The organism is Agrobacterium sp. CCNWLW155, from assembly GCF_036888815.1.
Lineage (GTDB): Bacteria > Pseudomonadota > Alphaproteobacteria > Rhizobiales > Rhizobiaceae > Agrobacterium > Agrobacterium radiobacter.
Genome location: NZ_JBAKFW010000001.1, coordinates 1220128 through 1235596 on the forward strand (window position 1 = coordinate 1220128; position 15469 = coordinate 1235596).

At 53.4% G+C, this 15469-nt stretch carries 14 protein-coding genes; 4 read left to right on the plus strand and 10 right to left on the minus strand.

Going from position 1 to position 15469, the window contains the following annotated elements:
* Positions 1–439 precede the first annotated feature (439 nt).
* Entirely contained in the window at positions 440–2431 is a 1992-nt protein-coding gene (locus V6S97_RS06110) for an AAA family ATPase (RefSeq protein ID WP_334426282.1), read from the minus strand.
* A 44-nt stretch (positions 2432–2475) separates the two neighbouring features.
* Complete coding sequence (locus V6S97_RS06115; protein WP_334426283.1) at positions 2476–3072, minus strand: hypothetical protein; 597 nt, start codon at positions 3070–3072, stop codon at positions 2476–2478.
* Between the two features lie 255 nt (positions 3073–3327).
* Here V6S97_RS06115 and V6S97_RS06120 point away from each other — a divergent pair, with 255 nt between their 5' ends.
* On the plus strand, positions 3328–4056 hold the full coding sequence (locus tag V6S97_RS06120; RefSeq protein WP_334426285.1) for a hypothetical protein: 729 nt from the start codon (positions 3328–3330) through the stop codon (positions 4054–4056).
* Between the two features lie 2 nt (positions 4057–4058).
* On the opposite strand, the gene V6S97_RS06125 is transcribed toward V6S97_RS06120, so the two are convergent.
* On the minus strand, positions 4059–4835 hold the full coding sequence (locus tag V6S97_RS06125) for a metallophosphoesterase family protein (RefSeq protein ID WP_334426286.1): 777 nt from the start codon (positions 4833–4835) through the stop codon (positions 4059–4061).
* Between the two features lie 217 nt (positions 4836–5052).
* Here V6S97_RS06125 and V6S97_RS06130 point away from each other — a divergent pair, with 217 nt between their 5' ends.
* The gene (locus V6S97_RS06130) at positions 5053–6546 is read left to right on the plus strand and encodes a hypothetical protein (protein WP_334426287.1); all 1494 of its coding nucleotides are present in this window, start codon (positions 5053–5055) and stop codon (positions 6544–6546) included.
* 118 nt (positions 6547–6664) lie between these two features.
* Positions 6665–7537, plus strand: a complete 873-nt coding sequence (locus V6S97_RS06135) for a hypothetical protein (RefSeq protein WP_334426289.1) — start codon at positions 6665–6667, stop codon at positions 7535–7537.
* Positions 7538–7554: 17 nt separating this feature from the next.
* Here the strand turns inward: V6S97_RS06135 and V6S97_RS06140 are convergent, their stop codons facing one another.
* The 3 genes from V6S97_RS06140 to V6S97_RS06150 are packed head-to-tail and all read right to left on the minus strand — an operon-like array spanning position 7555 to position 11392.
* A complete protein-coding gene (locus V6S97_RS06140; RefSeq protein WP_334426290.1) occupies positions 7555–8379 on the minus strand; it encodes a hypothetical protein in 825 nt (274 codons plus the stop codon).
* A 16-nt stretch (positions 8380–8395) separates the two neighbouring features.
* Positions 8396–10132, minus strand: a complete 1737-nt coding sequence (herA, locus tag V6S97_RS06145; RefSeq protein WP_334426291.1) for an anti-phage-associated helicase HerA — start codon at positions 10130–10132, stop codon at positions 8396–8398.
* Between the two features lie 9 nt (positions 10133–10141).
* Positions 10142–11392, minus strand: a complete 1251-nt coding sequence (locus V6S97_RS06150) for a DUF4297 family anti-phage-associated protein (RefSeq protein WP_334426292.1) — start codon at positions 11390–11392, stop codon at positions 10142–10144.
* A gap of 106 nt (positions 11393–11498) precedes the next feature.
* On the opposite strand from V6S97_RS06150, the gene V6S97_RS06155 reads away from it, so the two are divergent.
* On the plus strand, positions 11499–11930 hold the full coding sequence (locus V6S97_RS06155) for a hypothetical protein (protein WP_334426294.1): 432 nt from the start codon (positions 11499–11501) through the stop codon (positions 11928–11930).
* On the opposite strand, the gene V6S97_RS06160 is transcribed toward V6S97_RS06155, so the two are convergent.
* From V6S97_RS06160 to V6S97_RS06175, 4 genes are all read right to left on the minus strand, one after another.
* Entirely contained in the window at positions 11896–12282 is a 387-nt protein-coding gene (locus V6S97_RS06160; protein ID WP_334426296.1) for a hypothetical protein, read from the minus strand. The genes V6S97_RS06155 and V6S97_RS06160 overlap by 35 nt on opposite strands.
* A 265-nt stretch (positions 12283–12547) precedes the next feature.
* A complete protein-coding gene (locus V6S97_RS06165; protein ID WP_334426298.1) occupies positions 12548–13228 on the minus strand; it encodes a hypothetical protein in 681 nt (226 codons plus the stop codon).
* Between the two features lie 80 nt (positions 13229–13308).
* Complete coding sequence (locus tag V6S97_RS06170) at positions 13309–14715, minus strand: DEAD/DEAH box helicase (RefSeq protein ID WP_334426300.1); 1407 nt, start codon at positions 14713–14715, stop codon at positions 13309–13311.
* Positions 14715–15341: a 3'-5' exonuclease gene (locus tag V6S97_RS06175; protein ID WP_334426302.1), complete on the minus strand. Its 627-nt coding sequence runs from the start codon at positions 15339–15341 to the stop codon at positions 14715–14717. The genes V6S97_RS06170 and V6S97_RS06175 overlap by 1 nt, the downstream gene beginning before the upstream one ends.
* Positions 15342–15469 lie beyond the last annotated feature (128 nt).

Below are 15469 nucleotides of genomic sequence, written 5' to 3' on the forward strand. Positions count from 1 at the left end.
GCAACCTATGGGTTGAGCCTTGGACACTTCGGACTGTTTTCGGAATTCAGTTCGCGATGTGCGATAGGAGCTTGCGGACGAGCCAAGTCGTTGCCTCGGAACCCGACAGGGTCGCAAGGCAGCACAGATAAATCGGCGATGTCATACTCTTCACGTTCATATCCACCGTTCCACTGTTAGAGTTGGCTTTGGCGGACGTTCGGCCTGTGAGCGGCCGAGAAGAACTCAGCGCACTTACAGGCTAGACGCCCATAGACCTCGGTGTGTTTGCGCTGCCGATTTCACGGTTTAGTTCTCCATTCAAACGTGACGGGAGCCTAAGCGACGCGGTACCAAGGAGTCATCTGCATTTCTGAATTATGGCTAAGCCCTCATTTCATTGATCGTTCAGTTTTGGTTAGCGGTTTTAGGCCTGTCGAAACTTTTCGACAGGCGGCGACTATGCTGCCCCGCTCAGACTCGCCTGCCGCGACGAATTACTGACTTCGTAAGCATCTGTTTTCAAATCACTTACTCCAGTCGCCTGCTCCATCTGCCCCACCTGATGCTGCCGGGCCAACTCTTCGTATTGTTGCGGCGTGAGCGTCCCATTTTTCACGAGTGCGTCAGCGACTGCATCCAGCAGCGGACGGTTGCCTTCCAGGATTTCCTTGGCGCGAGCAAATTGAGCGGCGAGTTTACAGTCGACACGGAAAGCCAGTTCGCGGTCACCGGCTCTCAGCTTTTCCAATTCTTCATCGCTTGTTGCTGGGCTGTGGCGGAAGCTGGCTCCCATACCGAACATCGTTTCGGTGATCGTTGCCACTCGTGTTGCCATGGCCAGATCGGAATTGCTGCCGGAACCTGCGCCGTCACTAGTGCTCCCCAGAACGACTTCTTCTGCTGCCAGTCCAGCGAGCATGATGGTGATCTGGCCATGGTAGAAATCACGGTCACGTCGAGACACTCTGGGCAGATCGAAATAGGCTGCTCCACCTTGCTGATCTGCGCCATTCATGACCACTTGGTCTACAATCTGAGTGCCCAGGTAAGCTCCGTGTTTCAACTCGTTCCCGACAACTGTGTGCCCAGCTTCATGGACGGCGATGGATCGGCGATATTCACCGTCGATCCTTACGACTTCGGGCAATGCAGCCCGTAAATCGTCAACGGTCAGCATTCGCTTTTCGCGGCGTGCCAATCGTCGAGCATCTCGGGCAACTTTGGCCAAGTCGGCACCGGTCATACCAACTGTCGCAGCACGCAATGCTGCGAGCCCATCAATCGAAATAATGCCGTCGATATGTTGGTGCAGGATTGCCAAACGAGCTTGCCCATCTGGCAAGGGTATTTCGACATGGCGATCCAGTCGCCCAGCCCGCAGGACCGCAGGGTCAATTCTCGCAATATTGTTGGTCGCCGCGACAACCACGACACCTTCACGACCGTCCAGGCCGTCCAGGCATTCCAAGAACCCGTTTACAACTTGAACGCTGTAATCCTTGTTGTCTTGCGTGAACTTTTCCCGGTCTCCGATTGAGTCAATCTCGTCGATGAACAGGATGGCTGGCGCGGCATCTTTGGCGGCAGCGAAGTCTGCGCGCATAGCTTTCAACAAATCTCCGAGATGCCCACGAGCCTGCCAGCGTCCCAGGGAAGTGGCGATCAATTTGACATCGCACTCCATTGCAACCGCTTTGGCGAAGATCGATTTTCCCACGCCGGGAGGTCCGCTCAAGACAATTCCCCTATCGATATCGTCCCAGGTGATGTCTCCGTTTTGCCAATCGCTGATATCCCGTGCCAGGTCGATGCCCCATTTTTTGGCATCTCCGTACCCGTGCATCAGTGACAATGGAGGCACATCCCTTTCGGGCTTTTTCGGTGCGGTTAAGTCCTGCTGGATAATGACCTCGGACAGCCGACGTATGACGTCGGAAACCGGCCGTCCCCGCCGCAGTGCTGCCCAAACGTGATTATGTGGGTACTGCAGGACACGGTTGGCTTCTTCGTCGCTAACCTTCATTCCCAGAACGACATGGCACGCTGCCCGAAAGTCGCGAGCAGAGATAGGCAATATATTGACAATGATGTCTGCGCCCAGAATTACCTCTGGCGGTACGACCGCACCATGTTCTACGACAATGACTGCCCTTTTTTTGTTCTGGCAGTCCTCCTCATAGTCAGCCGTGGCCTTGGAGGGCTTGTCATTGACGCAGATATACATGAACCCGGCGTCGGTCCGGCGAAAATCATCGTTCGGATAGAGTTCGGCCAGTACCGCGTTGCCATAGTCTTTCGGCAAGTATCCCTCGGGAGCATTCAGTAGCACCAGCCCCGCCCACCCCGATGCGAAGACTGGATGACGACGCAGTGCATGCTTGAATGTGCAGAACAGGGCGTAGTCCCGGACTGATTTTGTGACGCTGATGTTCTTTTTGATAAACGACATTGGATTGTTTCCGGCGACGGTGTCGCAATACGAAGTTCCAGTGGTCAGCCACGAAAGCGGCGAACGGTGGATTCGGGTCCGATAAGCGCATCATCAAGATCGATGGCTACGAAGCGCTGGAGGACCATTGACGCGAAAGCCGGTAGGGGCTGCGTCGTGCGAAAGCCGGATAGGCATTCAGCCAAAGTCATTGTACCGCACTCATCCAGGGCAGCCAGGACACGAATACGGTCATCAAGGGTCACACTATATCGCGCGTACCGCAGCAAATCCTTCGCGTTCCGCAATCGTATGGCGGGCAGTTCCGGTCTGGATAACGGGCGATATTGGTATCCGGCTGCCGCAGCCATTTCAGTGATTATGGCTGAAGGTCCGGCCTTCGTGACCGCATCGATTAGAACGATCCCGCTTTGGCTTTCGGCAACCAGGTCTGGAACATGAGTGACACCGTCCATGGCCAACTCGACGGCCCCACAGGACCATGAGATGACATCGTCATCCAAATCCAACAGGCATCCGATGTCTCGGGCTAACTGGTTGCGGAAAACGGCAGGGCCATCGCAACGAACTGTATGAAGGGGAAAAAATGGTGTCGCTGATGACAGCGGCTGCTCCGGTGGAGCCGACAAATGACTGCTCATACGCAAAACCCTAAACGCAAATAATCTCAGCCTCCGCAGAGGCGGCGGATCAGAGCGATAGTCGTAGGGTGTGCAGAGCGATCTTTTTCATAAAGCGAACAAATAGAGAACAAAAATGATTGCGTCAAGTCCGATTTTGGTGATTAGCTCCACAGAGCGAGCGACAAAGCATAGGGGTGTGAATAGTTCATATCATCGATTGTCATGTTAACGTTCATCGCCGAACATCAGCAGCATACGCAGGAGATGAGGCCAATGGGTGAAATCAACCTGGAACAACGAGAAATCGAGGCGATCAAAGGCATCGATGAACGCGAACTATCCAAGCTGATTGATGAGGCTATTGAAGCAGAATGGCTTGGCGACCTGTACCGGCTCAGGCTACGCGACTGTGGTGAATACGTTGGGAGCAAGCTGCATTATTTCGAGAAGGCTTTGAACGCGTATCGGGACGCGAAGTCTGCGAAGAAGCGGGAGGAGACCTACGGTTACGCGAGGCGCATGGGCTCCGATTTATCCTTTGCCTTCGGTAGGATGAAACATCGAATGGAAACTGAGGAACGTCAGCGCCCGTATTGGTATGTCGACGACAGAGTGTACTGGCCACATGATTTCACAAACAACCTGTCAGTGACGATTTCTTACCGCTGGCGGAAAGAGGTCGAAGACGACTGGAACACAGGCCGCATCACATTTCACCACAAGGTCATTCCTCGGCCGTCTTATCTGCAGCCGCAGCCAAAGCGGAAGCCGAGCAAAGCGAAGCAGGAGGAAATTCGTCAGAACGAACTGTCATCGACCTGGCAGCATTTGATGAAAAGCGCTTTGTATACGCTGAGGGACTATTTCGAGAGCGGTGGCGATGGACACCAAATTCCGGAAACATTCACAGCAGTTCCTGATCGGGACGGATACTTGAACAATTTCAGTTTGAAGTTCTGGGCAGATGACCCTAAGGCCGCATCAGTGAGCGCGGCAACATAGCCTTAGACGGCAGTCACCGTGGCAACGTTCTGGTTTTGAGTTTCCATTCTAGCGTCAAAGCGGCGAATAACGGCGTTGCCGTTTATCTTCTCGGCACAAATGAAGCCTGTGAGTTCGTCGTCAGCGAACACAGCTGAAGAAATACGACCAGTGCGGTAGGAGCCGGTATCTATAGCTATCCGGTTCCCGTGTACCTCAGGAAGTCCGCTATCCGTGATAGTGTGTCCGTGGACGACAGTCTTCTCGAACTCGCCGCTGAAATCGATGAAGCTATGCCTTATCCATCGGAGATCATGAGGGTCCTGATCCTCCAACTTGATGCCAGGCCGAACACCGGCATGCACAAAGCAGAAATTGACGGTCTCCACCTTGTCGACCGCTGCTTGCAGCATTTCGAGGTGATGATCGTAAAATTCTTGAAAATGGGCGGTAAACTCGGGGAGTGATGGCCGGTGGCCGCCACAATAGGCCTCGACGGTTTGCCAGCCACCAAAATCTTCGAGCCAAGCAGCCTGCTCGTCTGGTCTCAGAATACCGGTAATCGCATGCCAGAGGCGTTCATCATGATTGCCCAGCACGAACTTGGACCCTGGATGTAGCAGCATCATCTGACTGACGATTTCCATGCACTCCTTGCTGTCCGGGCCACGATCAACGATGTCGCCGAGGAATATGAAACGTCGAGCGCTATCGGCCGCGTCTTCATTTATCGCTGCGAGGAGCAGGCGAAGGAGATCGTCTCTGCCGTGGATATCCCCAATTGCATAAGTCAGGTTCATTCTGAATGTGGTCCGTTCCGTGATGAGTTTGACCTCTACGTTCAAAAGGTTTCTGACGCCTTGCTCTGAGACGCAACCTGTCGTGTCGTCGTTGGAATTTCGTTGACGAGTCGAGTTTGGCCTTATGTTGCCATTTTGTTCTTCGTGAGCCAATGGTATATCGAAAGCGGTTCGGCTGATGCAAGGTGGATACGTGGCTATTAAACGAAGCGTTAGCGTGGAAGTACCTGATATTGAAGCTATGACGGATGGGCAACTGTCCGAGTTTGCCCGTGATCGTGATGGTCGATGGAGCGAGCAAACAAGAAAGCTCCTTCAGCGGTTTGATGCTGACCGGCTGGACTTAAATTGCTGGTGGGCGGCCACATGGACGGGGTGGAGTTGCCCATGTTGCCGACGCACAAAGCCGGAGATAGCGCGCGTTGGGTCAAACGGAGTCCTTTTGTGTCGATTGGAGATGCACCACGACCATTTAGGTGATCACGCCCGTAAGCTGTTCGATGCGTCAAATCCAAAAGTGGACGGCGATGGACTGCTGAACGAACAGATCGCGAATGCGAAAGACGCATTGCTGATCTTTGTGGAAAGATTTGGTGCTACCATTATATGCGCCGACTGCAATGCTGCAGACGGAGAAGCGAAGCGTTTGCTATCGGGGCAAATTGATTCGAACTTCACGTTTACACCTGCGGAAATATCAGAGTTTATTCGAGCGGTCCCCAACACGGTCCATGAGGTCAACCTCCGCGTTGCAAACGAACTTTGGCTGGATGCAAAGGATGACTTTGCCGACCGCGTCGATTTTTCTCGCCGCATGGCCATGAGATTTGCAGATGGAAAGCATCGGCGTGATCAGTCACGTCGCACCGTCGTCATACCGTTTGAAGATCGCCACTTTTTCTTGACGCAAATCAGGGCAGCCCTTCCGCAGCTCTACGAAAAGACACTATCGACCTTGCTGGATGCTCGCTCAATCTCCAACGATGGTGCGGGACAATCTATTCGGCCGAAGCGTCTCAAGCCGAAACGGGTGCTCTCCCCTACTGATGCTGAGTTCGAGACAATGGTCGTAGCGATGCCGCAGGGACGTGGCACCTGGGACGCCGTCGGGGATAACTGGAAATGTGAATGCTGCAGCAGGAACAAGCGGGAGATTTGCCGCAAATCCAACAAGGGTAGTTGGATGGCGCAAATACATCGTGTGCGAGTTTGGTCCATGGAAACTGATCCAAAAAATTTGCAGCTGCGGAAGCAGGATTCGACCAGTTCAATTACGATTGGAACGCATCGATATGCCTTCATCTGCCATGATTGCAAAAACATCGTCACCAAGGTTCAACACCGTGCTCACGGCACCATGAACGAGGATTGCCTAACGACTGAAGACATCACTGCCGTAATCGCGTCGATTGTGGCGCATCGCGATCACGAGGTTGACTTCGAGGAGGCGATGAAGCGAGCCGAGAGCAATCACTCGCTGATGGATGCGGCTCGCGACTATGACAGGCATCGAAATGCAGCGCGAAACGCAGCGGGTCGGGTGTCCAGATTAGTGCGTTTCGGAGGCTTCAGCCGTGTTGATGCAATCACGATCATAGTAGGTGAAGCTGCTGAAGAACGTTCGCTTGGATGGGATGATGCGACAGAGCTTGTACACTGGCTGTTGGACGAGGCTAAGCGTTTCGAAGAACTAGAAGCTGACGAGAGCTGAGGGCGGCCTCCTTTCTCATCGCATCGAGAGCTTCTTGTTTGCAGATATTCTGGTCAGTCTGGGTGGATCATAACCCAGGACCAAACGAATGCGATATCCCCATCCATGCCGCGCGACTATGTTCGAGGCAGTCTTCCGCCGCAGGCTGGACGCGCTAGGCATGACGGTGTCGGGCTCTCTGGCGGCATCGGAGCTTCGAAACACATTCCGCCAGGAAACGATTATGCGTCATTGGGCTGTCTCGAAAGAGTTCAGCGGTATGTCGCCAGACGAGCGTGACGAACGCCTGATGACCATAGCGCATTTGCAATCTATTGCGACCAACGTGCTCGCGTCAGGCGACTGCATTTTCGACGTTTCGAAAATTGGTAGCAATCTAATGGAGCTGGAGCTACCGACCATTGACGCGCAGGCCGTTAAACTTCCTAGAGCACAGGCATTTTTTCTGTTCGGCCAGCAACCATGCCTAGAGGTCGATGCTCAATCAGCCCTATTCATCGAGGGCGCATACGTGTCCAGGTCTTCTGAAGGTGATGGCGGCATCGACATCATATTGGTCGGCAACGATCCCACATTCGCCGGAAACGACAACCAGCCGACCGGTGAATTTCTTCGTGGTGTTTCTCGCTATGCCTATTTCACTGTCCCAGGGCACAAACCAGTGGCCAGTGGTCCATTTCAGTTTGCAAATGATCACGACGGCAGCCTGTTTGCAGACCGAAACGTCATCACCTGCGCTGTGACGTTGGCTCTGCAGGCCGTTCAATTTCTGCATCATCCTCTTGTTGACGTGGCCATAGGTTACGATCAGACGGCCCCCAAGGGTTTGGTGGCGAAAGCCAAGGCCAGGGATTTTGACTCCCTGCTTGAACTGGATTGGCAAGGATACCCCTCGATGTTCATTTTAGGCAATGGTTCGGCACTTCCCCGGAGCAATCGCTTTGAGGCTCCTGGCCAGAACAAAAACGCGGTTTTCGGGATGGGCCTTTAACCGTTGTCCCGCCGCCCTTAACCTGGCTGAGCAATTAACAGTTCGATCCCGAGATCGATACGAGCAATGTCACGGGCCACAAGCAGATTCGTAAGCGTTTCTTCCTGCTCAGTGTTGATCGCGGCCGTAGGCATGACGGCTCTGACGCGAACACGTATTCTGTCGGCTAGTCCGGCTGCCTGCCTTTGGGAAGTCGAAGACGCCAAGTCGACAATCTGATCGCGGATAGTGCGAGAGGTCGCTCTTGCATCTCCGTACTGCTTCTGCTGGAGGAGCGCGCCAATCTTTTGTTGGAGGTCGTCGAACGTTGTGTGGCGTATTTCCTGCGGATCGGAACAGAAGAACGCATGCCCCAAATCGCTACGATAGGCGATTGTATGCTGTTTATCATCGGGAAGTGGCCCGATATCCCCAGGGGAGAAAAATGCGGTGTCTTGGAAAACTCTGCCAAGACCATAGGACATGTTGAATTCGTGAATGTTCGCAAGGCAAGGAGCGGCGTAGAAAACGCAATTCGGATGGCTCCTCTCCAGCTCTATGAGGTGGGCGTGCTGCGCCGAAAGGTCGTTGCGCATTAAGCCAATCCGATAAAATGGTGTCGTTAATCCTGGGCAGCTGCCAGTAGATATCTCGAACGCCGTTCCCCTTTCCATTCGATCCGGCAGCTTAAACTGAAAGAAAAGTGGCACTGCTGGCAATTGGATTTGGACGTCATATCCAAGCTGCGCCTCTTGGACTAGATTTGGGAACACCGGCGCGCCCGTTGCCCCAGTCGGGTGTGACCGAATGAGGTTTTCGGTGAACGCGTATCCATATGAGAACTCTGTGTACCCGACCTTCATGTGATGTCGCCCACGGTCAGCCCCTCCAATTGTCTGCACGCTTTTTGAAATCGATCTTCTTCCATTCCTCTTTCCAGAGCGTCAGATATTTCACGTCACTCGATGAGGGTTCGGGATTGCATTTCTCCACATACACGACGCAAGGCATGATGACGGCGTCCCCGATGAGAAGCGCTTCCCCTTGCTCCAGCGCGGGCATGCCCTCGGTCAAATTGCCAAGGGTATCCGGCAGTAGTCGGCGGACATAGCTCTGGTCGTCAGGGTTGGTGAGGCGCATTGCCAGGAAGTTGGAGCATTGCGAAAAGATAGTCTCTGATATCTCAGACGGTCGCTGGCTCGAAATCAGGAGGCTAATGCCGTACTTTCGGCCTTCTTTGGCAATGCGTTCGATTGCGGCTAGTGAAGCCTTGTAGCGGGCAAGACCGCTCTTTGGAGCGTACTTATGCGCTTCCTCATATACCATAAGAAATGGCTGTTCTGTTTTGTTTTCGACCCGACGAGCGTAGTAGCAAAAATCAAACATAAGGCGGGAGATCAGAGAAACGGTAATGCTGAGCAGTTCAAAGGGGATGCCGCTGAGATCAATTATGGTGACGTTGGTCTCCCACGCATCACTGTAACCAGTAAACTGCTTTATGACATCTTCTAAGGTGGCGTTCTTCGCCTTGTCACCGAAGATGAACCCTAGGCGGGAGTTGGTGATCTTCGATCTTACGCGTCTTTCGAATTTGTCGATGCTTCCCTCGGCGTAGGGGCCTTTTTTTACACCCGTAGCCTTGATCGCAAATTCATAGTTCTCGGTGCAATAATGCGTGAGCTGGTCATCCGTGTCCGTGAATTCTTTCTGCGAACCGTCTTTCAGTTTGATGGTCAGCGAGTTGTCACTGTCGATCTTCTCACGTGTTAGATGGCGAAGAGCATTAGCCAGATGGTCTATGTTGTATCGCAGCGGGCTGTCGAAATTGACTTTCGGAACTTTTGGATTGGCTATGCGCTTCGCAACCGTGATGATTGAGCGAAGTAATGCCTCCTGGTTGTAGTTGTTGTTGTCCCCGGACTCCAGGAACATGTCCTCCATCTCATCCTCATTGAGGAGCCAGTAGGGCAGCACGAGGTCATCGACGGTAATCACGTTGGCCTTCGGGAAGGCAGAGGCGTATTCAGAATGAAGATCGAATATTAGAACATGGGAGTTGTTGAGGCCGTGGTATTCGCCGGTTTTGGCAGATATTGCCTTTTGCAGAACTGACGACACACTCGACGACTTGCCCGATCCTGACGCACCGACAACAGCAATATGCTTGTTGAAAAACCGGTCGCCATGGACAGGGACGACAATATCGCGCTGCCTAGTCAACGACGAAAAGCAAAAGCGGTCTTCAGCCGCATAGCAGTCTGCATAGATGGCTGCGATTTCCGCTTTCGTCGCCGGGACGACCTTCTTTGGTGGAATGGCGAGTTCGTCACCGCCGCGATTGAACTTTCCGTCTTTAAGGGTCCCGAGAGGATACGCATCAATCATATAGACGCGCTTGTAGTCACTGCTGCCGTCGCCTTTCACCTCTTTCATCTCGATTGAAAAGCTTTCGATGATGCAGATGAGAGAAACGTTGTCATTGTCCGAGACCTTGAGAAAGGACCCAACGCGAAGAGACTCACCCGCCGTCTGGAAGTTCAAGAGATCATCGACGGCCACACGGACTTTGTTGGGGTAAACGGCGACAACCTCGGCATTGGCGATTTCCTCAGTCATTGTTCGTCCTCAGATAATTTTCGTGATTGTGGAGATGCTACTGACGGGGATCGAATACATCCGACTCTTTGGACCCGGCAGCGCCATGGTTGCAGGGCGTTCAAGGAAGAAGTCGTAGATGTGGCACAACTTCCGCCCCACCCCATCGAGGACCTCCAGCAACTGGTCAATGTCGTCAACAAGACGAATTTCGATCTGGTGCTCTTGGGTCTGCTGGCTATGAACGTGATCGATGCGAAATGGCGATCCGCGATATGGGAAACCGTCTACGAAAACGATTCCAGTATCGAAAAGCTCGTTCTTCACTTGCGTGATGAGTTTTTCATCCGCGCCGCGTAACAGGATGAATGGCGCGTAGCGCTCGGAATTCTGGATGCGGCGCTTCTTGGCCGAACTCCAGTTGTTGCCGATTGCCCTGAGTTGGTCGCAGACAACCGAACCGTCGGTTGCCCTATCGCATTCAATGATGAAAGCACGCACGATTCCTGCGCCGTTGGTGGACGAGAAGTACAGGCGTTTCATATGCTTCGCGTACTCGCTTGCATCCTTCTCCCGGAGAAGCCAACGATTATGGACAGCTTGAGTACCTTTGAGCAGTTCCTGCAGGTCACGACGGGTGACCTTGCGGTCGTTGTGATCTTTTTTCGTGGCGAGTGTGGCGATGTAGTCGAAGGCCATTGGATAGTGAAAGCCTTCGGCCTCAAACGCGGAGACGTTTTGGTTTTTCCGTATTGCCTCGATGACGATGTTGCGATGTTGAGAAAATTCCGTCGAGATTTGTATGCTGAAGCTCTTGCAGAACGCCTCAATTAGCCCATCTGGCGCGGCCATGCCGTCGAGCAAAGACTTCTTTTCGTAGGACTTTGTACCGTCAGCGGCCTTCACTTCCTTTCGGTATTCCATCACCGACTTGAAGCGCTCGACGGAAAGCTCGCCAATATCGATCTTAACTTCCGAAAAGTGCCCGTATAGCAGGTATTTTCTGCCTGCGCGTTGAGCCTCTTCGAGCCCATGGAAATGAACAAAGAGCTTATGCAGGGGATCGCGCAGCACCGAGTCTGTCAGGTTCTGTTCCGCGTAGTATTTTACCTGGCCATAAATGACGCCTTCGTCGGTGTAGCGGTCGAAGTCTTCAATGCCCTCAATGACGACGTTCTCGTCCAGGCCCGCATTCAGGATTTCGAGTAACGCTGCATCGAGCTGGTAGAAATAGCCCCTAATTGACGCTGTTGCTTCGCGTTTTTTGTCGACTTCCAGCATCCTACCCCCGAATCAATCTCCGATTGACATTATAGGAGAGAGGAAGCGCTAAGCGCGAGTGAGAGGATTTGCGCCGATAGAAATCTCGGACAAGAATCTTCTATTAATGACCGAGGGCATCACTATGCGAGAAAAACATCTGAGCGTGATGAGGAATGCTATCGCCGACAGGGTGACGGAACTTGAGAATCCAAGCATGCCATCCAAAAGAGCTTTCCGCGTGGGAACCGTTGTTTGCTGTGTGGAATTAGGCGACACCAAGGGACTGGAATTTTGGATCGACAGAGTGCGCAACAGCATCGCCAGCGATCCCATCGGCGAGGACGCGGCCATCATTGAAGCAGCTGAATACATTTTGGATAAATGGAAGGAAATAGAGAATATTCACGGAGAAGGCGCGCTGTTGAACTACAAGCATCTCCTTAATCACTCACCCGCTCAGCACATAGGTCTTGAAAAAATAGAAGCAGCAAAGCGGTTTCAAATAACAACACCCCGTGATTTTAAGGACCGAAACTGGAGTCTGGAATATTGCTGACTCTATTTCGCAACTCTTGGAGATCATCCCCTTTGTAGACTTCCTCTCCGTCAATATACGCTTCGTAGCGAGCTGACTTGATTGCTGCCTCCGGAAGTTCGTTTGCGGCTGGCGGCATTCTCGGTTCCCATAAGCGGAGCACAAAACCATCTACTGATTTGGCGACCATATCGTCGTAAGCTTCCATTAGCTCCTTGCGCTCAACCTCACCCTTCTCAAAGGCTTCGATTTCGATCAGCGCTAGGATTCGTCCTTGCTCTCCATCACCCGTCGATTTGGTTTTCCCTCGTATCGTCACCTCGCATTGACCTGCCTTGTCATTCTTACCGTTGTATTTGAGCTGAATGGCCATAAGGGCGTCCCTCATTAATTCTGAGGCTGACGCTTAGACAAAAATCATTACCCGAATGTTTGCCTAGGAATTATATGAACAACCAACACGAGAAAACGAGCCGTTTTGCTCAGTTTTCGAGGCGAAAGTTCAAAGGTATGTGGCGAACAGCAGAAAAATGGTGGGCCCGGAGGGAACCTAATTTCCTTTAAAAACAATTTGTTACAATTGCAGAACCACAAAATTATACCACGTTCTCAGTTGATGCATTGAGACGTATCGGGACCTAAAGCCTCTCAGTGAACGATTTTACTTCTCGCCAGTTTTCGAGGTTGTCGTCGAGAATGAGCGCGCCGTTCTCCAGTTTTCCGACTTCGAGACCTCGGGCCCAGTCGATCTCCAGCACCTTCACACCAAAACCGGGCGTAGGCTCGCGGGCTACTGCCAGAATGATGTTCTCCGCCGCAGAGACCGGGATTTTGAATTGCCCCTGAACAAGTGTCGTGATGGTAATATCGTATTTCGCCCCGCGGATGATCGCGTGCATGTCTATCGACTTATCACGCGCCTCCCGGTCGTTGGGGCCGGGAAACGCCGCTTGACCACCGTCCATCTGAACGAAGCCGGCAATAACGTTTGCAGCCCCCTGCTCCGCCATCACGTTCGCGCGCTGCTGAGCACCGGTCAACTTTGCAGGTGTTCCGGCCGCCAGCCAGCCTGCGTCGACCTTTAGAATTTCAGCGAGAGGTATGAGCAATTTCGCTCGCGGCACCGTCATGCCGGCGAACCACTTCCGGATGGTCTCCATGGAAACCTTGTGTCCGCGCTGCTCGAACTGCTCTGAGAACCAGCGGAGGCGACCTTCGTTGGGTGCCGGAACCTTGTAATTGCTGTCAGCAGCCTGTACCATTCGACGGGCAAACTCAGGATGCACCTGTTTGGCAGGTGTCCGGAAGGGAACGCTCACAGTGAATCCTTTCAAAACGGAATATCAAGACGTCAAGCGCCCCGATTCACCGTCATGAAATGTCACATCTAATGTGAAAGTCAAGGTTTCATTGCAAATGTTTGAATGATGTGGTCTTGCGTCGATTCCTTACGGCTAAGGACTGAGAGCGCTCTTTCATCATATGTCCCGCGTGCAATTATCGGATAAATCAAGACTTGGCGCGTCTGACCGGGTCGCGGAAGGCGCATGTTCGCCTGCTGCCAAAACTCGAGGGAGAATGTCAGACCATACCAGGCGGCGATATGCCCACCGTATTGAAGGTTGGTGCCATGTCCGATCGACGCTGGATGCGCCAGCAGCTTCCGGATCTTTCCCTTGTTCCAGTCGCCGACGAGGTCACCCTTATAGTCGTTGGCGACCACCGCATCAGGATACCGGGTCTTGATTTTATCCTTGTCGAATTTGAAGCTGTAGAAAATAAGCAGGTTCTCGCCGTGTGCGGTTTCGACGAGTTCTTCCAATGCAGCCAGCTTGGCGTCATGAATTTCAACAACGCTGCGATCTTCGCGATAAAGGCTGCCGTTGGCAAATTGCAAGAGCTTGTTCGCGAGGACTCCGCTGGAAACCGCCTCTACATCGTAAGGTTCGGTGTAAAGCGTTCTCTCGAAGTCTTTGTATTCTTCGAACGTTTTCGCCGGCAGGTCGACCGGCATCGGAATGAACTGAGGTTCCTCCGTCACTTTCTCCTGCGGGATCGTGACGATGAGATGGTCGATCTTCGAAAGGATCTTCTCCTCGGCTCCGGGCTTGATCGTCACGGCATGCGTGAACCGGTCTTTGTCAAAATACTCTTTCTCGAAATCGGACTTGCTGCGGCCGAGGGCTTTCCCTTGGTCGAGCAGATATGACTGCGCCCATAGGTCTATAACACCCTGCGGCGCAGGCGTGCCGGTCAAAAGGAAAATCCGTTCGATCTTTCTGCGCGCCGTCGTCATGATCCCAAACCGGGTCATGTTGCCACCCTTTGAGGCGCGAACAGTCCCATCGGCACGCTTGGTCTTGGTGGCCTTAGTTCGCGCTTCACCTGCCTTGAATCGGCTGGACTCGTCGATGATGACGGTGTCCCAAATCCAGTTCTCGACCGTGCGAATATGCTTCGCCAACCATGACAGGTTCTCCGGATTGATGGTCGTAATCTCGGCACCCTGCGCGATTGCGGCGGCACGCTCGGAAGCGTCGCCCACGGCGATAGCGCAGGAGATGGCCTGCGTGTGCGCCCACGCCTTAACCTCGTCGTGCCAAGTGTTCAGGGCCACGTAGCGTGGGGCAATGACAAGGACGTGCTGCACGTCGAAGCGGTTCAACAGGTAGGTCAATCCGTCAAGCGTGCCGCCAGTCTTACCAGAGCCCATGCCGCTGATGATCAGTTTGGCCTTTTCTGTGCGAACGATGCGGCTGATGGCCTGCTGGCCGGCACGCAAGGCTGAGCGGGTGCGGAGAGACATCAAAGACCGTCGAGCAAGTCCGATGCTGCGTTAGCCGGAGTGCTCCAGCCTGCTGACGACGATGGCAAGGACACTTGCCCCTGCGCGCGGCGACGTAATCCCTGCCAGTAAACGGAAACCCATTTCGCCTGATGCTTGGCATCGTCGAGAGCAGTATGTGCGGTCCCCTCGAGCTTTTCGTCGAAAGTAACTATGCCGTCGGCGAGACGCTTGATCGTTCGACAATCACAAACGTTCCAGAATTTCCACGGGGCCGGCCGCTCAATGATCCGCCCGAACGCGTATTCGAGGATCGAGATGTCGAACGACGCGCCATTGCCCCAAGGCTTCACGTTATCGCCGTGCTTCAAACAGAACTCATGGAACTTCGTGAAAACGAGGTGTGACGGATGCTTGCCGCGAACGACCTTCTGGCGTGCAGCATCGCCCTGTCCGAGCCACCAGCGAATGGTCGAGCCCGACGCCTTGCCGTAGCGCATTGCGTCTTCGACATCGATCGCTGCATCGAAGGTCTCACCAAGTTCACCGGTCTCAGGATTGAAGAAAACGGCGCCGATCGCAACGACAGGTGCGTTCACGGCGGTTCCGAGGGTTTCAAGGTCGATCATGAGGTCGGTGAATTTCATAGGAGGTCTCCTAGCAGGTCGGCGATGGGCTCGAGGTCGGGTTCGATCCCCCATTCAGCACACGTTTTAAGATATTCGTGGAGGTCAACTTCCATGCAGAGGCCGTCTCCGGATGTCAAAACCACCTC